Source organism: Moritella sp. 24, assembly GCF_018219155.1.
In the GTDB taxonomy this organism is placed as follows: Bacteria; Pseudomonadota; Gammaproteobacteria; order Enterobacterales; family Moritellaceae; genus Moritella.
The window spans coordinates 2,875,147-2,898,640 of the sequence record NZ_CP056123.1 but is presented as its reverse complement, the minus strand read 5'-3'; the positions used below and the strand labels follow the sequence as shown (position 1 = coordinate 2,898,640).

General features: G+C 41.3%; 22 protein-coding genes. 12 read left to right on the top strand and 10 right to left on the bottom strand.

What is annotated here, in order from left to right; genetic code table 11:
- The first annotated feature begins 51 nt into the window (after positions 1 to 51).
- The 5 genes from HWV00_RS12865 to HWV00_RS12845 all read left to right on the top strand — a co-directional run bounded on the left by HWV00_RS12865 (position 52) and on the right by HWV00_RS12845 (position 4,297).
- Positions 52 to 1,431, top strand: coding sequence for a lyase family protein (locus tag HWV00_RS12865; protein WP_211681833.1), 1,380 nt, complete (start codon positions 52 to 54; stop codon positions 1,429 to 1,431).
- Between the two features lie 72 nt (positions 1,432 to 1,503).
- Entirely contained in the window at positions 1,504 to 2,007 is a 504-nt protein-coding gene (locus tag HWV00_RS12860) for a helix-turn-helix domain-containing protein (RefSeq protein WP_211681831.1), read from the top strand.
- Positions 1,947 to 2,849, top strand: a complete 903-nt coding sequence (locus HWV00_RS12855; protein ID WP_211686265.1) for an IS3 family transposase — start codon at positions 1,947 to 1,949, stop codon at positions 2,847 to 2,849. Before HWV00_RS12860 ends, HWV00_RS12855 begins: the two co-directional genes overlap by 61 nt.
- A 119-nt stretch (positions 2,850 to 2,968) precedes the next feature.
- Positions 2,969 to 3,511 (top strand): GNAT family N-acetyltransferase, encoded by a 543-nt coding sequence (locus tag HWV00_RS12850; RefSeq protein ID WP_211681829.1) that lies wholly within the window; start codon positions 2,969 to 2,971, stop codon positions 3,509 to 3,511.
- Positions 3,512 to 3,640: 129 nt separating this feature from the next.
- Positions 3,641 to 4,297: a class I SAM-dependent methyltransferase gene (locus HWV00_RS12845; protein ID WP_211681827.1), complete on the top strand. Its 657-nt coding sequence runs from the start codon at positions 3,641 to 3,643 to the stop codon at positions 4,295 to 4,297.
- Between the two features lie 135 nt (positions 4,298 to 4,432).
- On the opposite strand, the gene HWV00_RS12840 is transcribed toward HWV00_RS12845, so the two are convergent.
- On the bottom strand, positions 4,433 to 6,556 hold the full coding sequence (locus tag HWV00_RS12840) for a methyl-accepting chemotaxis protein (RefSeq protein WP_211681825.1): 2,124 nt from the start codon (positions 6,554 to 6,556) through the stop codon (positions 4,433 to 4,435).
- 419 nt (positions 6,557 to 6,975) lie between these two features.
- On the opposite strand from HWV00_RS12840, the gene HWV00_RS12835 reads away from it, so the two are divergent.
- Together HWV00_RS12835 and HWV00_RS12830 are read left to right on the top strand one after the other, a co-directional pair.
- Entirely contained in the window at positions 6,976 to 7,302 is a 327-nt protein-coding gene (locus HWV00_RS12835) for a hypothetical protein (RefSeq protein WP_211681824.1), read from the top strand.
- A gap of 266 nt (positions 7,303 to 7,568) precedes the next feature.
- Complete coding sequence (locus HWV00_RS12830; RefSeq protein WP_211681822.1) at positions 7,569 to 8,501, top strand: exopolyphosphatase; 933 nt, start codon at positions 7,569 to 7,571, stop codon at positions 8,499 to 8,501.
- A gap of 95 nt (positions 8,502 to 8,596) precedes the next feature.
- Here the strand turns inward: HWV00_RS12830 and HWV00_RS12825 are convergent, their stop codons facing one another.
- From HWV00_RS12825 to HWV00_RS12815, 3 genes are all read right to left on the bottom strand, one after another.
- Positions 8,597 to 8,761, bottom strand: coding sequence for an SEC-C metal-binding domain-containing protein (locus HWV00_RS12825; RefSeq protein ID WP_019441759.1), 165 nt, complete (start codon positions 8,759 to 8,761; stop codon positions 8,597 to 8,599).
- 101 nt (positions 8,762 to 8,862) lie between these two features.
- Positions 8,863 to 9,669, bottom strand: a complete 807-nt coding sequence (locus HWV00_RS12820; RefSeq protein ID WP_211681820.1) for a RecX family transcriptional regulator — start codon at positions 9,667 to 9,669, stop codon at positions 8,863 to 8,865.
- 79 nt (positions 9,670 to 9,748) lie between these two features.
- Positions 9,749 to 11,263 (bottom strand): PLP-dependent aminotransferase family protein, encoded by a 1,515-nt coding sequence (locus HWV00_RS12815; RefSeq protein WP_370630457.1) that lies wholly within the window; start codon positions 11,261 to 11,263, stop codon positions 9,749 to 9,751.
- Between the two features lie 90 nt (positions 11,264 to 11,353).
- Here HWV00_RS12815 and HWV00_RS12810 point away from each other — a divergent pair, with 90 nt between their 5' ends.
- From HWV00_RS12810 to HWV00_RS12795, 4 genes are all read left to right on the top strand, one after another.
- Positions 11,354 to 11,896 (top strand): FMN-binding negative transcriptional regulator, encoded by a 543-nt coding sequence (locus tag HWV00_RS12810; RefSeq protein ID WP_211681818.1) that lies wholly within the window; start codon positions 11,354 to 11,356, stop codon positions 11,894 to 11,896.
- A gap of 107 nt (positions 11,897 to 12,003) precedes the next feature.
- Positions 12,004 to 13,395, top strand: a complete 1,392-nt coding sequence (locus HWV00_RS12805; protein WP_211681815.1) for a glycoside hydrolase family 1 protein — start codon at positions 12,004 to 12,006, stop codon at positions 13,393 to 13,395.
- An 82-nt stretch (positions 13,396 to 13,477) separates the two neighbouring features.
- The gene (locus HWV00_RS12800) at positions 13,478 to 13,816 is read left to right on the top strand and encodes a DUF1971 domain-containing protein (RefSeq protein ID WP_211681814.1); all 339 of its coding nucleotides are present in this window, start codon (positions 13,478 to 13,480) and stop codon (positions 13,814 to 13,816) included.
- Positions 13,817 to 13,827: 11 nt separating this feature from the next.
- Positions 13,828 to 14,454, top strand: a complete 627-nt coding sequence (locus tag HWV00_RS12795) for a DsbA family protein (RefSeq protein WP_211681812.1) — start codon at positions 13,828 to 13,830, stop codon at positions 14,452 to 14,454.
- Between the two features lie 113 nt (positions 14,455 to 14,567).
- Here the strand turns inward: HWV00_RS12795 and HWV00_RS12790 are convergent, their stop codons facing one another.
- Both HWV00_RS12790 and HWV00_RS12785 read right to left on the bottom strand, forming a co-directional pair.
- Positions 14,568 to 16,160: a BCCT family transporter gene (locus HWV00_RS12790; protein ID WP_211681810.1), complete on the bottom strand. Its 1,593-nt coding sequence runs from the start codon at positions 16,158 to 16,160 to the stop codon at positions 14,568 to 14,570.
- Positions 16,161 to 16,465: 305 nt separating this feature from the next.
- Positions 16,466 to 17,185, bottom strand: coding sequence for a Crp/Fnr family transcriptional regulator (locus tag HWV00_RS12785; RefSeq protein WP_211681808.1), 720 nt, complete (start codon positions 17,183 to 17,185; stop codon positions 16,466 to 16,468).
- A 229-nt stretch (positions 17,186 to 17,414) separates the two neighbouring features.
- On the opposite strand from HWV00_RS12785, the gene HWV00_RS12780 reads away from it, so the two are divergent.
- Positions 17,415 to 17,753 (top strand): hypothetical protein, encoded by a 339-nt coding sequence (locus HWV00_RS12780; protein WP_255554536.1) that lies wholly within the window; start codon positions 17,415 to 17,417, stop codon positions 17,751 to 17,753.
- Between the two features lie 47 nt (positions 17,754 to 17,800).
- On the opposite strand, the gene hutH is transcribed toward HWV00_RS12780, so the two are convergent.
- Genes hutH through hutI form a run of 4 tightly spaced genes read right to left on the bottom strand, consistent with a single transcriptional unit; the run spans position 17,801 to position 23,386 of the window.
- Complete coding sequence (gene hutH, locus HWV00_RS12775) at positions 17,801 to 19,339, bottom strand: histidine ammonia-lyase (protein ID WP_211681806.1); 1,539 nt, start codon at positions 19,337 to 19,339, stop codon at positions 17,801 to 17,803.
- A gap of 27 nt (positions 19,340 to 19,366) precedes the next feature.
- Positions 19,367 to 21,037, bottom strand: coding sequence for a urocanate hydratase (gene hutU / locus HWV00_RS12770; RefSeq protein WP_211681804.1), 1,671 nt, complete (start codon positions 21,035 to 21,037; stop codon positions 19,367 to 19,369).
- 47 nt (positions 21,038 to 21,084) lie between these two features.
- Positions 21,085 to 22,182: a formimidoylglutamase gene (hutG, locus tag HWV00_RS12765; RefSeq protein WP_211681802.1), complete on the bottom strand. Its 1,098-nt coding sequence runs from the start codon at positions 22,180 to 22,182 to the stop codon at positions 21,085 to 21,087.
- On the bottom strand, positions 22,175 to 23,386 hold the full coding sequence (gene hutI / locus HWV00_RS12760; RefSeq protein WP_211681800.1) for an imidazolonepropionase: 1,212 nt from the start codon (positions 23,384 to 23,386) through the stop codon (positions 22,175 to 22,177). Before hutI ends, hutG begins: the two co-directional genes overlap by 8 nt.
- Positions 23,387 to 23,494 lie beyond the last annotated feature (108 nt).

The following is a 23,494-nucleotide window of genomic DNA, read 5'->3' as shown; positions in this document are numbered from 1 at the left end:
ATTAGGTATGACTGAATTAGTGCCATTCATCAGATAATCACGGAGAGAATCATGACAAATTTTAGAATTGAAACAGACAGTATGGGCGAACTTGAAGTGCCATCATCGGCATTATATGGTGCGCAAACACAGCGTGCAGTTAATAACTTTCCAATTAGTGGTCAACAATTACCCGTCGGTTTTATTCGTGCTTTAATCCAAATTAAGTCGAGTGCTGCGGCAGCAAATAAACAGCTTGGTTTAGTATCCCCTGTGATTGCCGATGCGATTATTTTGGCTTGTCAAAACTTGTCTGAGATGAATGATCTGATGCAGCATTTCCCTGTTGATGTGTATCAAACGGGGTCTGGTACAAGCTCAAACATGAATGCGAATGAAGTCATCGCGCATCTTGCGAGTGATATTGCAGGCGAACCAGTCAGTGCAAATGACCATGTGAATTATGGCCAAAGCAGTAATGATGTTATTCCAAGTACTATCCATGTCAGTGCAGCACTGGCGCTTGCTAATCAATTATTACCAGCACTGAATCACCTTGTTCAAGTGATTGATAAAAAAGCGCAAAGCGTCGATCATTTTGTGAAAACAGGTCGCACCCATTTAATGGACGCGATGCCAGTTAAGATGAGTCAAAGTCTACGTAGCTGGAATGCGCAGATTAAGCAAAACATTGATAACTTAACGGTGTTACAACCTGTGATTCAGCGTTTAGCGCAAGGCGGTACAGCTGTTGGTACCGGCATTAATGCACACGCTGATTTTAGTCGCGTATTTAATCAACAATTAAGTGCAGCTACGGATCTGGAGTTTACGCCTGCGGATAACTTATTTGCCTTAATTGGCTCACAAGATACTGCTGTAGCGCTGTCTGGCGCGTTAAAAACGACCGCAGTATCATTGATGAAAATAGCAAACGACTTACGTTGGATGAACTCTGGCCCTCTGTCGGGTCTTGGTGAAATAGCACTTGAAGCATTACAACCTGGTTCTTCAATTATGCCGGGCAAAGTAAACCCAGTGATCCCTGAAGCGATGGCGATGGTGTGTGCGCAAGTTATCGGTAACGATACCGCGATTACGATTGGTGGACAGTCAGGGAACTTTGAGCTTAACGTGATGCTACCTATGATTGCTCATAACTTACTTAATAGTATGCACTTACTCAGTAACAATGTGGTGTTATTAGCCGATAAAGCCATTGCAACTTTTGAAGTTCAACAACAAAACCTAGAGCAAGCATTAGATAAAAACCCCATTTTAGTGACAGCCCTTAATCCGATTATAGGTTATCAATTAGCGGCTAAAATTGCTAAAACAGCTTACAAAGAACAGCGCGCGATTATTGATGTAGCGTTAGAACACACAGAATTATCACGGGAGCAATTGAGTGAATTACTTAACCCACTGAAACTCACTCAAGGCGGCCTTTAAGTTAAATAGAGCCTCTTGTGAGAATGAAGTGACCCCCAATAGTTGGACAACCAATTATTGGGGGTCTTTTTTATGTCCAAATATAGTCGTGAGTTAAAACTCATTATCGCGAAAGAGTGTCTAGGTGGTAAATCATCTTATACATTAGCAAATGAACTATCGATATCATCTCGACAGATTCGATATTGGACTCAAGTCTTTGCTATTCATAGCACAAATTCATTCCTACCAAATTCACATGCAAATAGTGCCAAAACAAAGCTGCAATCATTAAAATTAATGTGGACAAATGGTTGGTCGCTCACTCACACTAGTGCCGTATTAAACCTGTCTTCTCCCGGTTCGCTTTCTGTATGGCTAAAAACATATAACGAATCTGGCTTCAGAGGGCTTCAACACACCTCGATAAATAGGCCTAAAATGACACAATCTAATACAACTCAAAAACCAGATAGTGAAATGACAACAGCAGAGTTAAAGGAAGAGTTAGCCTATCTACGAGCCGAGAATGCTGTATTAAAAAAGTTGGAAGAGCTAGACCAAGCAAAGCGCCGAAAAACAAAGAAAAAGCGATAACGGTTTTAGCTCTTAAAAATAAACATGCACTAAAGCACCTTCTTCAAGCCTCAGAGTTGGCTAAAAGTGTGTTTTATTATCAAATTAAAGTAAATGAAAAACCGGATACCTATGAACGTGAACTGGCGCTTATAAGAGATATTTATCACGAACATAAAGGGCGCTACGGCTACCGTAGGATCCAGCTAACACTGAAAAGACAAGGTATTACGCTAAACCATAAAACGGTGCAAAGGTTGATGGCTCAACTGGATCTAAAGTCGACCGTTCGACCTAAAAAATACAGCTCTTATAAAGGCGGAGCTGGAACTACGGCACCGAATGTACTTGAGCGAAATTTTAATGCTACAAAGCCAGATGAAAAGTGGGCAACTGATGTAACTGAATTTAAGGTGAGAGATCAAAGAGTTTATTTATCACCAGTTATAGCTCTATTTACCAAAGAAATAGTCGCTTATAAGATAGCTAAAGATGCTCGCTTACCATTAGTTACAGATATGCTAAAAGATGCCATTAATAGCTTAGATAAGCATTCGAAGCCAATAGTGCATAGCGATCAAGGGTGGCACTATCGCCACAGGGGATATCAAAAACAACTAGCTGCTCATGGGCTAACGCAGAGCATGTCCAGAAAAGGGAACTGTTTAGACAATGCAGTAGCTGAAAACTTCTTTGGCTTATTAAAAACAGAAATGTATCATAGGCAAAAATTCAACGATGCCGATGAATTAATAAAAAAGCTCGACGAGTACATCGAGTATTACAATACGAAACGGATCAAGGTCAAATTAAAAGGCCTGACTCCGATAGAATATCGAAACCAGGCCTTACAAGCCGCTTAACTAAAATGTCCAACTTAACGGGGTCACTTCAGAACAGGGGGCTTACTTTATATTATCGTTAATTATGTTAGCTTATGCTGTATCTATTAAATTAGCGTTAAATATTAAAGGAATAAACCATGTTTTTAGTGACAGAACGCGTGCAATTACGATCGCTCGATATTAGCGATATAGCCGAATTTTATGCGTGGTCATGCGACCGAGAAGTAACACAATTCAGCTTATCTTCGTATGCCTATCCTCAATCAAAATCAGATATTTCAAGCTGGCTATCAAGTATTAATAGCAACGTAAAATGTGTGTCATTTGGTGTTTGTTGCGCAGAAACAGGCAAGTTGATTGGTTATGCGGGTATTGCTTCTATTAGTGCATTAAATCGTTCGGGTGAATACTTCATCTTAATTGGCGATAAAACCTATTGGGGTAAAGGCATTGGCACGGAAGTCACTAAATTGATCACTGACTATGGCTTTAACACGTTGGGATTACACCGTATTGAACTTACTGCTTACGCCAGTAATCCATCGGCTATTCGCGCCTATGAAAAGGCAGGTTATGTGCATGAAGGTGTGAAAAAGCAATCGGGCTACCGACAGGGTAAATTTGTCGATAAAGTGATGATGGCGGTATTGGCATCAGATTGGCAATTCAGTGAACTCTAATTACTTATACCGTCTCTGAGATAATTTTGTTTACCTTGCTGTTTTAAATTGATAAGGTTTTGTTAATAAAGTAATTAAATTGTGTACATATGGTTTCAGAGTAAATTAACGAGTGAGTATTTCAATATTATGAATAAAGACGCTATTGTTGCTGGTCAGGCAGTGTATTCAAAAAATATCCTATCAATTTATGACATTTGGGTATTAGGAATTTCAAATCACCTTTTATGGAAATGCCCAACACGTCGTATAAGCCAACAGTTTATCGATTTAACGTCTGACAACCACCTCGATGTGGGTGTGGGTACGGGTTATTATTTAAAAAAACACTTATCTCCTACCACCAGACGTATTGCACTTGTTGATCTGAATGAAAACAGCTTGGCGTCGACCTCTAAAGCCATTGAGCATTTTAATCCAGAAGTATACAGCCGTAATGTATTTGAACCTTTAGACCTGAACTGTGAGAAGTTTGATACTGTGAGTATTAACTACCTATTGCATTGCTTACCGGGCGAAATGTCTGAAAAGGGTATTGCATTTTCACGTGTTAAAGATGTGATGAATGACGGTGGTACAGTATTTGGTAGTACGATCTTAGGGAAAGGTACGCCACAAAGTGGTTTAGCGAAGAAGTTAATGGCTTTTTACAATGAGAAAGGCATTTTTACTAATGTGAATGATGATGTTAATGCGTTAAGTGTTGCGTTAGAGGCAAGCTTCACCGATGTTAAAATCGATATCGTGGGTTGTGTTGCATTGTTCTCAGGTAAAAAGCGTTCTTAATACGCCACATTGATGTGAATAACGATGTGATAAGCACTATATGAATATACAAGGTATGACATATAGTGCCTATTTCTGCGGTATTCTTATTTCTACAATACGCTCATTCCTATCAAGTTTAATACCGGCTAATCGCTAATCGACCTTAAACTGCCCAACCAATTGCTGCTGTTGTGATGACAGTGTGGCAATATCACGACCAATCTGTTCTGCTGCTGTCGAGTGTTCTAAAATGGATTGACTAAGATTGCGAATGTTCGCTACATTGCCGTTCACTTCTGTTGATACTGTTTTTTGCTCACTTGCTGCATTTACAATTTCACTGTTCATGACTTGAATTTCTGCCACGAATGACGAAATAGCGGCCAAGCTGCTCACGGCTTCTTTCACTTGCGTTGCGGTTTCAAGAGCGAGATGGTTGCCTTCTGATATTGCATTCGTCACGCTGCGTGTACCTGACTGCAGTGCTTCGATAACAACACGTATCTGATCAACTGAATCGTGTGTGCGACTGGCCAGTTGTCTTACTTCATCTGCGACGACAGCAAAACCACGACCTTGTTCTCCGGCGCGTGCAGCCTCAATCGCTGCATTTAGTGCAAGTAGGTTTGTTTGTTCCGAAATACCTTCGATTACCGAGAGAATTTCACTGATATTGCCGCTATTCTTTTCGAGATCATTGGCTATTGGCACTGCCATCGCCATTCTTTCAACTAACTCTTGCATTGATTCAGCTGATTGTTGCACCACGGCTTGACCACCTTGTGCTGATTGCTCTGCTTGGCACGCCATCTCTGCCGCTTTGTCTGCATTTTCTAATACGAGGGCTGATGTTTGCGTCATCTCTTCAGACGCGGTGGCCACCATATCGACTTCTTTAAACTGTGATTCGCTACCTTGGCGTGATAACTCGGCTATTTCACCGGCTTCTTGTGATGTGTTACTCATGGTATCTGCGGTTTTAATAACGTCTTTGATCGTGCCTTGCAATTTATCTAAAAAGCGGTTGAACCAAGTGGCTAGTTCACCAACTTCATCGGCGGATTTAACTTCAAGTCGTTGGGTTAAGTCTCCCTCGCCACTGGCGATGTCTTGTAGGCGTTTAGCAACAAGTTTAATCGGGGCAACCAGTTGTACGGCTGCAAACCATATGATCACGAGGCCGAGTAGGGTAACGATAATACCGGTAATGATTTGAATTTTAAGTGTCTCGTTTGCTTGCACTTCAATCAGTTTATTCAATGCTAATGCGTCAGCCATGACTGTTTCTCGAGGCATGGTAATGACAATACCCCAGTTAATTGCATTCAGCTTAATTGGCATGAAGACGGTTAATATTTGCTTATCCGCGCTCCATTGTGATTGAGTCGTACCTTGTGCTAACCATTGTTTTAGTTGTGGGTCTGCGATCTGTTGACCTATGGTGGCATTGTTATCGTCAGAAGCGACAAGTTGACCGTTGTTACTGACAATTCGTACCTTACCTGCACCACTAAATAGCGCTTGGTCTGCACGTTGTGCATATTGTTGTAATACGTCTATTTTCAGGTCAATCCCCGTTACGCCTATGATATCGCCTTGTTTACGTAATGGTACAGTGATGGTGCTCACTAAGTGATTGACGCCATCTTCACTGTATAAGTAGGGCTCAATGACACACATACGTTTATTGTTAATGCTACAGCTGTACCAAAAGTTGCTTGCTTGGCCACTGGTAGATTGCGTCGTGTTATTGATTTGTTGTTCACTTTTGATGGTTAAGATGGGTTTATCTTGGTTGTTCTTATACCAATACGCAGAAAACCGACCTTGATCATTAGAACTGACGTAATCGGCATCAGCATAATTTGCGTCTTCACCGTCTAACATGTTTGGCAGAAAAGTAGTAAACGCGGCATGCATATTATCGAAATTTTGTACCGAACGTTTGAGTAATTCCGATACTGAATTACGTAACTCATCACTGCTGGTAAAGTTCTCTTCGGCATTAAACTGTAAGAATGCAATGCTCTCAGCTAACATTTCTGCACGATAGGTTGCTTCGTCGAGGTACTTTTGTACGATTGATGCTTGCGTGTTTGCTTCGCTCATGAGTAATTGTTCGGACTTTTCACCGACAGAACTGCTGCTTTGTGTTTGTATGATTTGCTGATTGGAATTGGATGATATAAACGTAAAACTGATTAATGCTATTGCGACGCCTAAAATACAACACCCAGACAGGAGAGTGATCTTCCATTGAACTGATAACGAACTCATTTTAAATTCCCTTTAATACCCTAATATAGCTACATTAGTTAGGTTTAAATTTCAAATATACGCCTAACTAAATATATTAACTATGTTTATATCAAGTTACGAAGCATTAATAAAGTGTTGCAAAGAAATTAAACTTTTAACAAATGAAAGTCGTAGGCTAGGGGTCATGCAAAAGTGCGTGCTATTACTCAGTCGTCATTGGGCTGAAATGAAGAGCCAAACAGTGATCTTACGGATATTTAGTTATCAAAAAATACAGGATTGTCACACTGTATCAGTAAATATAAGGATTTTAGCGACAATTCGTCGCAATGTGTGGGCATTACATTTAGCCGTTACTAGACTTAGGACGACTTAGTTACTTTGCTCGTTATAACTCGTTACTTTGTACGTAATAACGTCTATTTGAGGGTTTTTAAATGAAAATGATTAAAGCGTTGACGACTGTTTTATTATCTTCTGCGGTACTGGCTGGCTGTTCTGGTGTGTCGATGAAAACACAAAATTTAAATGAAAGTGAATATACGGTTATTGGGCAAGGAGAAGGAACAGCAACAGGCATTATGCTCTTTAACTTTATCCCTATTCAACAAAATGACCGCTTTGTTCGTGCACAAGGTGCTGCGATTGACTCGCTTGGTGGTGATGCAATGATTAACGTCGAAGTACAAGAAGATTGGTTCTGGGCTTGGGTATTAAATGGTTATCAAACCACCGTTTCTGGCGATGTCGTTAAATTAAAATAAAGTAAGCGATGGTTTAATTGTCTTTTATCATAATGGCACTATTAGGCTCAACTTGTTTGTGGTTTTGGGCTAATAGTGTTTATTCGATAGGGTAATGGATGCCTTAAGTACGATTATTATTCATTCACCTTAGGCTTATTTTCCGTGCAAGTTCAAACTTAAACAGCAACAATCCTAATCCCTTATCATCTCAGCTTGATTCTGGCTCTTCTAAACGGTTATCTTTAGTTATCTTAGGTTTAAACTTATGTGACAAAGGAATTAACATGTCAGAACAAAAATATAGATTGGTAACGCGCAGCGACTTTGATGGTTTGGTATGTGCGGTACTGCTAAAGCAACAAGATCTCATCAGTGACATTAAATTTGTTCACCCTAAGGATATGCAAGACGGGAAAATCGAGATCACCCCGAATGATATCGTGACTAATCTACCTTATGTTGAAAATGCTAATTTGATTTTTGACCATCACCTTTCAGAAACGATCCGTAATACGGGTGAACGCCCTAATCACATTATTGATCCAGATGCGCCTTCTGCTGCACGTGTAGTATGGGATTATTATGGTGGCTTAAATACATTCCCAGCGGAATGGTTAGAGATGATGGAAGCGGTTGATAAAGGTGATTCTGCACAATTTAACCGTGAAGAAGTACTCGATTCTCAAGACTGGAACTTATTAAATTTTTTAATGGATGCACGTACTGGCCTCGGGCGTTTTAGAGAATTCCGTATTTCCAATTATGCATTGATGATGGATTTGATTGATTATTGCAAAGACCATAGCATTACAGAAATTCTAGCGCTTGCAGATGTGAAAGAACGTATCGATTTGTATCGCGAACACGAGACGATGTTTAAAGCACAGGTTGAACGTTGTGCAACGGTTCATGGTAATTTAGTGCTACTTGATTTGACTGACGAAGAGACTATCTTTGCGGGCAACCGATTCATTATTTATGCACTATTCCCACAATGTAATATCTCGATTCATAAAATGTGGGGCTTCCAAAAGCAAAACATCGTGTTTGCTACAGGTAAGTCTATTTTCGATCGTGCATCGAAGACTAACGTAGGTGAGCTAATGCTTAGCTATGGTGGTGGCGGTCATGTTGCGGCGGGTACATGTCAGATTGAAACGGATAACGCGGACGTTGTTCAACAAGAACTGATTGCGACGATTACTGCCGACGGTTAGTTTTACTGTCAATAATACCGGTTAGCAAAAAGCCTCTGTGCGCTATATTAGTTTATAACGCACAGAGGCTTTTTCGTATTTATTAAAGGGTGTGATTATTTACCACAACACTTTTTAAATTTCTTGCCACTATTACATGAACAAGGATCGTTACGACCTACTTTAGCGCCTTCTCTTACGATAGGAGCTTGAGCATGGTGATGGCTACAACCTGGACCGTGTACGTGACCTTCTTCGCCGTGTGCGTGTTGGTTTGTCATTGTGTATTCCTTAATGTTATTTGGTGCTTTATTTTCAGTGCTGAAATTGTATAACAAAGCTTCTCGGTGTAGTTAACGTTATTATTACTGTTGCTGTTATATTAATCAGCTGGGTTGAGCGCTTCTTTAATTTGGTCTGAGTCAAAACCTTTACCAGACAGATAACTATAAGCTTTGGACTTTCCCGCGCTGCTATTAATATCAAAACGTTTTTTGGTTAACACATCGATGCAGCTTTGATAAAAATCGATATCGCCAGCCTCTTCAAGTTGATCAATGAGGCTATCAAACTCTTCAACGTCAATTAACTTTTTACGTAATTCATTGAGTATCACGCGTTTGCCTTTACCTTTACGGTACAGCTTCATGATTTCTTTATTTAAGTCCGCTTTTTCGGCTTTTACTTCGAGTTTGCTTCTTAAAGTGTCTTTCTCTGGGTGTAAGGCTAGGGCATGATCAATCTCGGCCCGTGAGAATCCTTTGGTTGTAAATTGAGAATAGACTTTTTCTTTGGTGGTGTTGTGAAAGGTTTGAAAGGTGCTGCTTAATCGCGAAGCGGCAAGTTCGAATTGGTCAATATTTTCATCATACATAACCTGTTCGATGGCTTCAGCTATTTCTTTTTGACCTACACCTCGGGCGCGTAATTTTCGTGTGATTGCTGATTTACCCTGTTCATTATGAAACGCGGATTCTGCAAAACGCACTGCAAAGTCAAAATCGCTTTTAATGTAGTTTTTACCAACGAGATCGTCTAATACGGTTTCTATCCATTCTAGGTTTTCTGTTTTACGTTCAAGCTTGGTACGTATTTCTGTCAGCGTGTAGTCTTTTTGCGCTAAATGCCAGTATGCCGAGTTGTAGACATTCTCAATCGCTTTTGCTTGTCTGAGTTCTTTTTGTAGCATGTCTTTGGCCTACCTGTAACGTATTATATTTGGAGTGGTCTTATATTATACGTGTTATCTGGATTATTGATGCGGTTAATTATGATTGAGCATACAGCATCTGTATTATTATATTTAGTCCCTCAGTCATTTCTGTTTCGTTCATCGACGCAAATCCAATGCGAATGAATCGGTATTGCGAGTCGTCTTGTTCGGTTAATAAATTAAACTCGACTTCTGTTTGTAAATAAACGTCTTTGGTTAATAAAGCGTGCTTCAGGCCGACAATGGATACGCCCATATCGACCCACAGTGCCATTCCGCCTGCTGGACAATCAAAACTAATCGGTAATCCTTGCTGCTGATAATCACGTAATAGACTGACTAAGAAGTCACGACGCTTATGATAACATCGCGTCGCTTGCCTTAAATGACGTTCAAATCCACCTTGTTGCATCCACTTTGCCACCGCTTGTTGCATCAACACATTGCTCTTATGATTCATTAATGTTTTGTAGGCAGTCAACTGGGAGATTAAGGCATTATTTGCAGCGATATAACCAATACGCGCGCCACCAAACATCAGTTTAGAAAAAGTCGAAATATAGATCACTAAACCAAGTTGATCATCCGTTGCCATTGGTGCGATAGGTTGCGAATCATAATGAAATTCGTGGTCGTAATCATCTTCGACAATTGCAACGCCATATTGTGCTGCTAGCTGGTATATCTGCATTCTTCGACTGATATCTAATGTGACTGTCGTAGGGTATTGATGTAATGGTGTAAGATAGATGAGCCGGATATTCCCTTTTTCGAGTTGCGTAGCAAGGTACTCAGGCTCTATGCCTTTGCTATCTTGCTTAATCATTACTAATTCGGCTCCGGAGCTTTTAAAAGCCGCCCATGCTGGTGGATAACCAAATTGTTCAACTGCTACTTTATCGCCTGCTTGTAATAGCAGCTTTGACACCATATATAAGGCTTCTTGAGAGCCATTACATATCATTATCTCTTTATTAATGATTGATCGAACGCGACGTAGGTAGCCTGATATTTGTGTGATTAATGCTGTTTCACCGACATTATTATCGTAGCTTAACCTTGCGTGCTGAGGGTGTTGGCACAGTTGCGAAAAATAGTGTTTGAAGTCGTTAAAGGGAAATAACCGTGTATCAGGCTGGCCACCCGAAAAGTTATATTTATATTCACAGGCATTTTGATGCGTATTTTGTACGTTAATAGCCTGATGACGAAATTGCCAATCAAAGGTTTTTTGTTTTATTGCTATCTCATCAACAGCGAGGCTATGTTGAATAGGCAAGTGCTTAACAACCCGATAGCCAGATCGTTCTTTTGCTTCAACCCAGCCTTGAGCAACCAACTCTGCAACTGCTGCCATGATGGTATGTCGATTTACATTTAGCTGTGTAGCCAGTGTCCGTGCAGAAGGAAGGGCTTCATCGGGCTCTAGTTTACCTTGTTTAATCGCTTTTCTTAACGTATCTGCAATGAGTAAGTATTTTGCGTCGCGCTTTGTTTTATGACCTGTTTCGGCACTGATTTGTGTACTTATATGCGTGTTAATGGCAAGTGTGAGGTTAAGTAATTTCAAACTGGTCTACCATTTTAATCAATTCTGGTTGTAGTAGTTATACCAAGTAAAAGCATAATGAGTAAATATCAAACTTAAGGATATTGAATAATGCAATTAGTGAACTACGACAAAGATAAAGGTACAGAAAACGCGGATTTATTTACCATCATCAAACAAAACCCATTAGCCACGTTAGTGTTTGTAGACGCAGAACAGATCTCGCATGTGAGTCATATACCGTGTCACTTTGATGCTGATAATCATGATTTAATTGCGCATGTGAGTAATCACCATCCGTTAGCGAAAGCGTTAAAAGCAATGTCTAATGGGATCGAGGGGGTAAACATCCAGCTGGTGTTTCATGGTGATAGCCATTATATGTCGCCAAATGATGTTGCTGCATGTGATAGAACGCCTAAAACTGTGCCCACATGGCGTTATTCTAATGCCCATGTTGTTGGCGTCGCGGTTGAAATTGGTGATACAAAAGAAAAATTTCAGCAAATGGTATTAACAACGGCATATTTTGAAAAAAATAAAAAGACGCCTTGGTCTATGGATAAAGTATCAGCTACCGCTATTACGCATATGCTGAATGTAATTACAGTTTTTAAAATAAGTATTGATCAATGTAAAAAAAGTGATAATTAACTGAATTCAATATAAAAAATGTGACAGTCTTCAAGAAGTTATTGTGTTTGATAGTTTACTCTATAAACCCGCATATCTCTATGTGGGTAGTATTTAGTGAGGGATCAATGAATTTATTTCCACGAGACTTTTTATGGGGCGGGGCAATTGCCGCTAACCAGACCGAAGGTGCGTTTCAGCAAGATGGTAAAGGATTATCTACAGCCGACCTGTTGCCTAAAGGGATTTTAAGTGACCACCAAGAAAGTGCGCATAAAACCGCAGGCATTAAAGATCTCGCTATCGATTTTTATCACCGTTATCCAGAAGACATTCAGTTGTTTAAAGAGATGGGTTTTACGTGTTTAAGGCTATCAATTGCGTGGACTCGTATTTACCCCAATGGTGATGAAAGCCAGCCAAATGAAGCTGGTCTTGCTTATTATGACCGTATTTTTGATGAATTAGCGAAGCACGACATTAAGCCTTTTGTTACCTTGTCTCATTATGAAATGCCAGTAGGCCTTGTCGATAACTACGGTGGCTGGGCTGACCGAAAGCTGATTGGTTTTTTTGAAAATTATGCCACTGCAGTATTCGAACGCTACAGCAATAAGGTTAAGTTGTGGCTGACGTTTAACGAAATTAATATGTCATTACATGCCCCGTATACAGGAGTGGGCTTGCCAGAGGCTAGTGATGAGCAAGCTATCTATCAAGCGATACATCATCAATTATTGGCGAGTGCCAAAGCGGTGACGTTATGTAAGCAAATAATTCCAGATGCCCAAATTGGTAACATGTTGTTGGGGGCGCTTAATTACCCGTATACCTGTAATCCAGACGATGTGATGGCAGCGATTCATGAGAATAATAAGTGGCTGTTTTTTGGTGATGTACAAACGCGCGGTAGATATCCGGGCTATATGTTGCGTTATTTCAGAGATAACAACATTGAAGTCATCATGGAAGAAGGGGACTTAGAGACGCTTTCGGATGCCAGCGTCGACTTTATCTCATTCAGTTATTACGCAAGTGGTTGTGCAAGTGCCGATCCTAAGCAAAGGGAAGTCGGTAATATTATCGCGAGTGTACCGAATCCCTATTTAGATAAAAGTCAGTGGGGTTGGTTGATAGACCCGAAAGGCTTACGCATTTTATTAAACTTTTTATACGACAGATACCAGAAACCCTTATTTGTTGTTGAAAATGGCTTAGGTGCACGAGATGAAATAACGGAAGAGGGGGAGATCATTGATGACTACCGTATTCAGTATTTAAACGATCATCTTGTGCAAGCACGAGAAGCTATTTTAGACGGTGTCGAATTGATGGGCTTCACGAGTTGGGGGCCGATTGATTTAGTCGCCAATTCAACGGCCGAGATGGATAAACGCTATGGCTTTATTTATGTTGATCGTCGTGATGATGGTAGTGGTTCACTGGCGCGTACCCGTAAAGAAAGCTTTTTTTGGTACCGTGATGTGATTCAAACGCGTGGAGCGTCGCTTAACATCTAACTATATGGGGTTCATGCTTGCGCTCATTGATAATGGGCGTATATTTTATATATACCATATATGTTTAACTAAGTGGGTCTGTATGCCATCAATCCCCAATGATTTTGTAAATTACAAATCTACACCTGTTTTTACGCCTGATAATATTCCCAAAATGTTTCTGCATTTACATAACACTCGTGCGGGTGTGTATGGCAAGATCATCGTGATAACGGGTGAGCTTAAGTTTTATGGCTTTGCTGAAAGACGTGGAGATATAGAACAAGAAGTGGTAATTAGGCAGGCGGAGTCTGCGATTTCTCCTCCAGAATATTGGCATAAAGTTGAGTTTATGACGGATGATACAAGTTTTCGTGTTGATTTTTATGCACAGCAGGACTCTGATATTGTGGCTGAAAACCGCTCTGAGCGTAACGATTAAAGGAGTTTAAAATGTCGTCAGTAAAACCAACGTTATACTATGTTTACGATCCGATGTGTTCTTGGTGTTGGGGTTATAAGCCTGTTTGGCGCAAAATAAAACAAGCTGTTGCTGATGATTTCGAGATTACTTATGTATTGGGTGGCTTAGCTCCCGATACAAATGAACCTATGCCCGAAATGATGCAGGCGCAAATAGCATCTTATTGGAAGAAGATTGAGAATTACCTCGGTACCTCGTTCAATTATGAATTTTGGACTGAAAATACTCCACGTCGAGCGACTTATCCAGCCTGTAGAGCGATTATTGCAGCACGTAGTCAAGGTGCTGAGGAGTCTATGCTTGATGCGATACAGGTTGCTTATTACCTTCATGCCAAAAATCCTAGTGATGATCATGTGTTGATTGAACTTGCGAAAAAAATTGGGTTAGACATGGTGAAATTTGAAACGGAATTGTTGTCACCGCAAACACATCAAAACCTATTAACAGAAATCGCGTTTGCACGTCAGAACGGTGGTAATAGTTTCCCATCTTTGTTTATTGAAAAAGCAGGTAAGATAGTCGAAGTGAAGATTAATTATGAAGATGCTGACGTGACAATAGGGAAGTTAATAAGCACAATTGCATGTAATTAATTTAAAACTAGAAAATCGGTATTAAATTAAAATATAGATGTATAAAAAGCGGATACAAAAAAGCCTCACGATTTAAATAGACAGAGTCCATTATCGTGAGGCTTTTTTATTTATTATGCTTGCTGTTGTGCTTTTTCTGCACGCAGCGCATCTTGTGCTTTCGTCATCTTAACGGCAGCCATCGGCCCAGTAACTAAGGTCACAGCCATTAGTAATGATACTGGTACTGCAGTGATAACAATGAATGATTGCAATGCATTCAAACCACCGTCACCAGCGATTAATAATACCGCCGCTACACAACCCATGATAACAGCCCAGAATAAGCGATGGTTACGCGTTGGTTCATTATCACCGGATACCACCATGGCAATTGAATAAGCCATAGAGTCACCCGTTGTTACTACAAACGTTGTTGTTAGTACCAAAAATGCAGGTAGCAAGATCTCACTTAGTGGTAATTGCTGTAGCGTTGCTAGCAATACTGCAGGTAAACCCGCATCACCGAGTGGGCCTGAAATAATTCCTGGTGTTTGTAGCTCAAGATAAATACCTGTACCACCGAGTGCCGAGAACCAGAAGTTTGTCGCAATTGGCGCACCAACAGCAACAGCTAATACTAATTCACGAATAGTACGACCTTCAGAGATACGCGCAATGAAGATTGCCATCATAGGTGCGAAACCAATGAACCAGCCCCAGAAGAACCACGTCCACCAAATATTCCAACCTGGATTATCATTAGTGACGCTCATCGCAGGCATGTCTTGCAGGTAAACAGCAAAGGCACGACCAAACTGTTCAAAAATGAACTGAGTAGGACCCAAGATTAGAATGGCCAATAATAATGCAAATGCACCGATAACGTTTAAGCGGCTCAGCCACTGTAAACCTTTATCCATGCCTGATGCTGCTGAAATTGCGCAAATAGCGACAACCACAGCAAGGATCATCAGTTGCGTGTTCATGTCATTTTTAAGGTCTGTTAGCACTTCAAGGCTATAGCCCATTTGTGATGCTAAGAAACCAATTGGACCGATAGTACCAGCGGCTACGGCAATGATCGAACAAGCGTCAATCACAGCACCAAACCAATGGTTTTCTAAACGATTACCAACGATAGGGAAAAATAACGCGCGTGGGCGTAATTTAATACCATGATGGTGATGCGCATGCATCAATACAATCGTTGCCAGTGTACCGAGTACAGACCAAGCTAAGAAACCCCAGTGTAGGAAAGTTTGACTTAGTGCTGGTACAACTGCTTCAACAGTAGAGCCTGTAATTTCAGGGTAACTTGCTGATGGCGTAATGAAATGGTAAATAGGCTCTGCTGCAGACCAGAAAACACCACCACCCGCTAATAGCGTACACATGATCATTGCTAACCAGCGGAACGTGCCTATGTCGGGTTTAGTTATCATGCCCATACGCGTTTTACCGTATCGGGTTGCCGCGATGCATAATGCAATTGCGAAGTTTGCAACCATTAACCATTGCCAGAAATAGCCAAATTGTCCGGCAGCTGCTGAGAATAATTCTTGAATTAATGTTGTGAAACGAGGGAGGTCAACGATCGCAGCTAATAAGAATAGGCTAATAAAGCCAATCGTTAATGCTGGAACCAATTTGTCGTTAAAACGACGTGTTGAGGTCTTCGATATTACGGGTACTTCTTCGCCAATTTGGCATGCATCTATTTGCATAAAATTCTCACTAAGGGTGTGAGGGGCGAAATATTACCAACATTTACGTGATTATCTAGTGCTATATTTCATTCGTAACAAGCTGTCTGGTTTGTTGTTCTGGTGTGAAATGTTTTTGCTATATTTAAAGTTTCTTCATTATCAGTGGCTTATGGTTACCGGTACCTCTCAATGAATAGTGTGATTCATATCACGCTTTTATTTTCATGAATTGACGTTTGATTACTTTGTGAACAGTTGGTTGGTTGTAAAGTAATACGGTCATTAAGGTTGATTAAGGACCGTATTTAAATTTAGTCTTTTACTTAAGAGTCAAAAAAGAACGTTCTTGGATCATTGATACTGAGATCGATATTATCAAGTTTCGAACTTAACCCTGCAATATTACTGAGATAGATACAGCTGCGTCCTAACTCTAACATCCCATCTTTTTCTAATTGTTTTATTGTCTCGTTAACTCGTTGACGCGCAATACCTGTAATACGACTGATCTGTTGTTGTGAAATCATTATTTTAGGTATTTCACCTTGAAATCTAGGCTTATTCGTTGCAATTTCAAGCAAGAGATAAATAACGCGAGATTGGATATTTGCGCTCATTATTATTTGAGCTTGCAGCCATTTCGCTTTTACATCAAAAGACATACCGTAAAGCCATTTATATACCTCTACATTGTTTTCGGATAAACGTTGTAGCTGGCTTTGTTTGAAATAGATTAAGGAAACAGTATCTATTTGGCTTAAGAAAAAGGGATCATAATCAGACTCATTTTCTTCTACACCACCAAACCAGTCACCCTTTCCCCTGATGACGTTGTTCACTGTTTTTAGATTCGGAGTCTGTAAACAAATAGCGACCGTGCCTTCGGTAATAAAACTGACGCCTCGGTGAGCGATATCTGAACCTTCAAGTTCACTGGTTTTTAAATTAGTTTTGACCTGCGCAATTGATATTAGTTGATCGATTAGCGTTTGAGAAAGCGTCGTCGTCCAGTTTATTTCTTTTGCTAATTCAGCATCAATCAAACGGTGTTTCCTTATATCATTGTTTTTCTAATAAGTGAGCATGTTTATATAAGGTATATTGGCATTTATATAAAGTATATTGGCTATTGTATAAATAATATTAGCGATTATATATAGCAAATGTCCTATATCGGACAGTGTGAGGTTAGCTCGGACTATATTATCTCAATTTAACAACGTACATGCGTATCGATTATTGATGTCGTATATCTAAAGGGAGAGTAATATAGTGCTAAATGTAAATGGTAAAGCAGAACAAAAAGGGAATGGAGTGATCATAGGTACCTTGTTGATGCTTTCTGCAACGGCTGTTTTTAGCAATAATGCAGTGGCGGGATTAGATGAGCGAATCGCTGCGTCGTTTGCCGCTAAATACCAAGTGTGTGCATTTAAATTAAAAGATACTTCAGGTTATCGTTTAAAAGCGATAGGGCTCAAAGCCAAGTCTGATCAAATCGGTCGTGATAAAGTTGGTGGCGGAGGCTATATTGAAACCTTCTTAAAAGAGAAAAAAAAAGCATGGTTATTACCACTTAAAAAATGTAAAAAATTCGCCGATAACCTTTAATTACGTTTATTATCAGCGAACATTTATATACTCACTACCCGAGATGATTAAACTGTAAAGCTAGGCAACATGTCGGCATTCACAAATTTATTGTGTGATGCTTCTAGAATGAGTTGGTTAGCTTTTGCAATATCGGGCGCGAAGTAACGGTCTTTATCATAAAAAGTGACTCGCTCACGTAACTCAGCTTTTGCTTGTTCGATGATTGCAGATGACTTTAGTGGCGCTCTGAAATCAAGCCCTTGCGCTGCAGATAACAATTCAACCGCTAAGATACCACGCGTATTTTCAGCCATGTCTTTTAAACGACGACCTGCAAAGGTAGCCATTGATACATGATCTTCTTGGTTTGCTGATGTTGGTAAACTATCAACCGATGCTGGGTGAGCAAGTGCTTTGTTCTCACTGGCTAATGCAGCGGATGTAACTTGCGCGATCATAAAACCTGAGTTAACACCACCATTGTCGACTAAGAATGGCGGTAATTTACTCAAGCTACTATCGATTAGTAGCGCCATACGACGTTCTGACAAACTGCCAATTTCGGCAATCGCAAGCGCAAGGTTATCACTGGCCATTGCAATCGGTTCGGCGTGGAAGTTACCTGCTGAGATAATGTCGCCATCGTCAGCAAATACTAACGGGTTATCTGATACTGAATTGGCTTCGACTTCAAATATTTCAGCGGCATTACGGATCTGCTGTAAACACGCGCCCATGACTTGTGGCTGACAACGTAATGAATAAGGGTCTTGAACCTTTTCACATGCGGTATGTGAATTACCTATTTCACTACTAAAACCGAGTATATGGCGGTACATAGTGGCGGAGTCCATCTGAGTTCGATGACCACGCACACGATGAACACGAGGATCAAACGGACGACGACTACCCAGTGCGGCTTCAACTGTCATTGATCCACATAGGGTTGCCGATGCGAATAAATCTTCAGAAGCAAATAACCCTTCAAGACCAAATGCTGTGGATGCTTGTGTACCGTTTAATAAGGCTAAGCCTTCTTTTGGTGCTAAGGTAATTTTCTGCATACCTGCGATAGCTAACGCTTCTTCACCCGAAATGATTTTGCCTTGATGTCGGGCTTCACCTTCACCTAATAATACCGTACTCATGTGGGCAAGCGGGGCAAGATCACCTGATGCACCTACTGAGCCTTTTTTAGGTACGCACGGGTAAACTTCGGCGTTAACTAATTGCATTAGCGCTTCAATAACCGATAAACGGATACCAGAGAAACCGCGTGCGAGACTATTGATTTTAAGCACCATCATCATGCGTACGGTTTCATCATTCATGAACTCGCCAATACCAGCGGCATGGGATAACACGATACTACGTTGCAGTGTTTCCAAATCTTCGGGGGCGATACGGGTGTTAGCCAATAGGCCGAAGCCAGTATTGATACCGTAAGCGACACGATCCTCGGCAATGACGTTATTAACGATTTGAGTGCTGGCATGAATATCGTCATAGCAGCTTGGATCAAGTGACACCTGTACGGGTGAACGACTAATTTGACGAAGTTGTGCCAGTGTCAGTAATCCTGGCTTAATTGTGAGTTGGTACATGTAGTTCTCCACGATTATTGATATCCATTATTTCAGCATTGGCAGGTCTAAATTTTGCTCTTTGGCACAGTCTTTTGCAATGTCATAACCAGCATCTGCGTGACGCATCACACCAGTTGCTGGGTCATTATGTAAAACACGACCAACACGTTCATAGGCATCATCTGTGCCGTCACATAATACGACCATGCCTGAATGTTGAGAGAAGCCCATACCAACACCGCCGCCATGGTGCAGTGATACCCAAGTCGCGCCACTTGCTGTATTAAGTAGGGCGTTTAACAGTGGCCAATCTGATACGGCATCTGAGCCATCCATCATGCCTTCCGTTTCACGGTTAGGGCTGGCAACTGAACCTGAGTCAAGATGATCACGACCAATCACAATCGGTGCTTTCAGTTCGCCATTTTTCACCATTTCATTGAAAGCTAAACCCAGACGCTGACGGTCTTTTAAACCAACCCAACAAATACGCGCTGGCAAACCTTGGAACTGAATACGTTCGCGCGCCATGTCTAGCCAGTTATGCAGTTGTGGGTTATCAGGGATCAGCTCTTTTACTTTTTGATCTGTTTTGTAGATATCTTCTGGATCGCCAGACAAGGCTGCCCAACGGAAAGGACCTATGCCTTCGCAGAATAAAGGACGTATATAAGCCGGAACAAAGCCCGGGAAATCAAACGCATTTTCTACGCCTTCTTCTAATGCCATTTGGCGAATGTTGTTACCGTAATCAACCGTGGCAGAGCCTGCTTTTTGTAGGTCTAACATAGCTTGAACTTGGATCGCCATTGACTGTTTTGCTGCTTTTACAACAGCTGCTTCATCTTCTTTACGCATTGCTGCTGCGTGTGCCATGGTCCAACCTTGTGGCAGATAGCCGTTAAGTGGATCATGGGCAGATGTTTGATCCGTAGTGCAATCGGGCACAATGCCGCGTTTCACTAATTCAGGGAATATATCGGCAGCATTACCGAGTAGACCAATCGAGGTTGGTTGTTTGTTTTCAATTGATTCAGCAAGCAGTGCTAAGGCATCATCTAGCGTTGTTGCCTTTTTATCGACATAACCTGTACGTAAGCGGTAATCGATACGTGATTCATCACATTCAACGGCAATCATAGAGAAGCCAGCCATAGTTGCGGCAAGTGGTTGTGCGCCACCCATACCACCTAAACCACCAGTGAGTACCCAGCGACCTTGTGCTTGACCATCAAAATGCTGTTTTGCCATAGCAACGAATGTTTCGTAAGTACCTTGCACAATACCTTGTGAGCCTATGTAGATCCAAGAACCTGCGGTCATTTGTCCGTACATCATCAAGCCTTCTTTATCTAGCTTGTTGAAGTGCTCCCAGTTTGCCCAATGTGGTACGAGATTGGAGTTGGCGATCAACACTCGCGGTGCATTGCTGTGGGTTTTGAATACGCCTACAGGTTTCCCTGATTGTACAAGCAGTGTTTCATCATCTTCTAAACGTTTAAGCACTTCGACTATTTTGTCATAACACTCCCAGTCACGTGCAGCGCGACCAATACCACCGTATACAACTAATGAGTGAGGATGCTCAGCAACGTCTGGGTGTAGATTGTTCATCAACATGCGTAATGGTGCTTCGGTCTGCCATGACTTAGTGTTGAGCTGTGTGCCATGAGGGGCAATGATAGTACGAGACGTATCTAAACGTTTATCAGTCATTATGATTTCCTTTTCACTTTGCTTACTTATTTGATTAAATTCGATTTCTATTTCGACTTGAACATGGCGCGGGAGATATCCCACGTTAGTCGTGCTGCAAGTCGCGCGGTTTGATTGTCTATATCAAAATTGGGATTGTATTCAGCTAAATCAGCTACTAATAACTTGCTGTGTCCTGCCGTATTTTTAGCATCAAAAATTGGTTGTAATAAAGCTTCGACACTTTCAAGGGATACGCCACGAGCAGCGGGTGCGCTAACGCCGGGAGCGGTGCTGGCAGAGAACACATCAATATCTATGGTGAGATAAAGGTAATCGACGTTTTCAATAAACTCGCTTAACTCAGCTATTCGATCAGCGAGATGATAAGAGGCCAGTTGGTGGTCTTCGCGATAATGCACGCCAAGTTGGTCGGCAAGGGTGAATAGCGCTTGGGTATTACTGGCACGGCTCACACCTAGGCAGGCATAATTAAAATCCCAGCCTAATTGTTGGCAGTGCTGCGAAATTTGATTAAATGGCGTGCCAGAGCTTGTTGGATATTGCTGATCATCAGGCGAGTAGGTGCGTAAATCAAAGTGTGCGTCGAAGTTGATAATACCGATTTTAGGTTTGTTAACGTCGGTACGTATATCACTTATATCACTACTCATGCCTACATTCTGCAAGTGCTGCGCTAACCCTTGGAATGTCCCCCAAGCTATCTCGTGTCCACCGCCGAGTACGATGACTTTATTTTGTTTGTTGAGCGCAACTTCGACATGATTGGCCAGTTCTTTTTGGCTGCTCGCTAAATCAGTATCACAACAGTAAATATTACCGCCATCAAATAAATGGGCTGGTCGTTCAAGGCAACCATGATGCCAAGCTGTATTTGCTAATGCTTTACGAATTAGGTCTGGTGCTTGTACTGCACCAACACGACCTTTATTACGCTTAACGCCTTCGTCACACGCAAAACCGAGTAGCACAACACCTGCTTGGTTTGTTAATTGCTCAGGTAATGGATTGTCTGTGTTTACTAAGGTTACTTTTTGATGAAATCGCATGCCTGCGTCACCATCTTCAGCGTCAATACGGCCTTGCCAAATATCAGGATTCGTCGCGACGTGCGTTTTTGTTTCATCTTCATGGAATTTAGTCATGACAAAGCACCCCGTTAACGATGCGAGCGTGTAATCTTGGTGTACCTACTTCATAAGCCAACTGTGCAGGGTGTTCGATATTCCAGATTGATAGATCTGCATCATAGCCAACACGTATTTGACCGCGAGAACCTTGTAATCCCAACGCCTTTGCTGCGTTACAGGTGACACCACGCAAGGCTTCTTCTGGGGTTAATCTAAATAGGGTACAGCCCATATTCATCATCATAGTTAAGGATGCGATAGGGGAGGTGCCGGGGTTGAAATCGGTTGCTAATGCCATTGGCACGTTATGCTGACGCAATAATTCAATGGGCGGACATTGAGTTTCTCTTAAAAAGTAAAATGCGCCGGGTAATAGCGTCGCGACAGTGCCATGTTCGGCAAGTGCTTTTACACCTTGTTCATCAAGGTATTCAATATGATCAACCGAGGTCGCGCCCATTTTGGCTGCCAGTTCACTACCGCCAAGATTACTTAATTGCTCGGTATGACCTTTAATGTTTAAACCGTAAGATAACGCAGTTTCGAACACGGCTTGTGTTTGCGCTAAATTAAAGCCTATGCCTTCACAAAATACATCAACCGCATCCACAAGCTTAGCGGTAACCGCAGCAGGAATGATTTCGTCACACACATAACGGATATAGCTATCAGCATTACCTTTATATTCTGGTGGAACAGCATGGGCGGCAAGTAGTGTTGTTGATACCTTGATGTTTGCATGCTGCTCTAATTGCTTTGCAGCGCGCAGCATTTTCAATTCATCTTCAAGTGTTAAGCCATAACCTGATTTGATTTCAACTGTGGTTACGCCATCTGCGGTGAGTGACGATAAACGTTTAAGTGCGAGTTCAACCAACTCTGATTCTGTTGCGATGCGTGTTGCGTTTACCGTTGATAGAATACCACCGCCTTGTTTGGCAATCGTTTCGTATGGTACACCTGTTAAGCGTTGCTCAAACTCTTTGGCACGATTACCTGCAAATACCAGATGGGTATGAGAGTCAATAAGACCCGGGGTAATAAGGCGATGTTGGCAATCAATGGTTTGTGTATCGCTTGCTGGTGGACACTGCTGCATAGAACCAATTTGAACGATCTTACCGTGCTCAATTGCAATATAACAATTCGGCTGTGCTTGGTAATCTGAATCACTTTGATCCATAGATACAATCGTTACATTTGTTAGCAGTAAACTCATCAGAATCTCACGTTTTTAGATTGAAATAGAAAGGTGATATAAACACCAAATTAAATGTATATACAAATAAATAGACAATTAAGACGTAGGAGGCAAGTTTTAAATTAT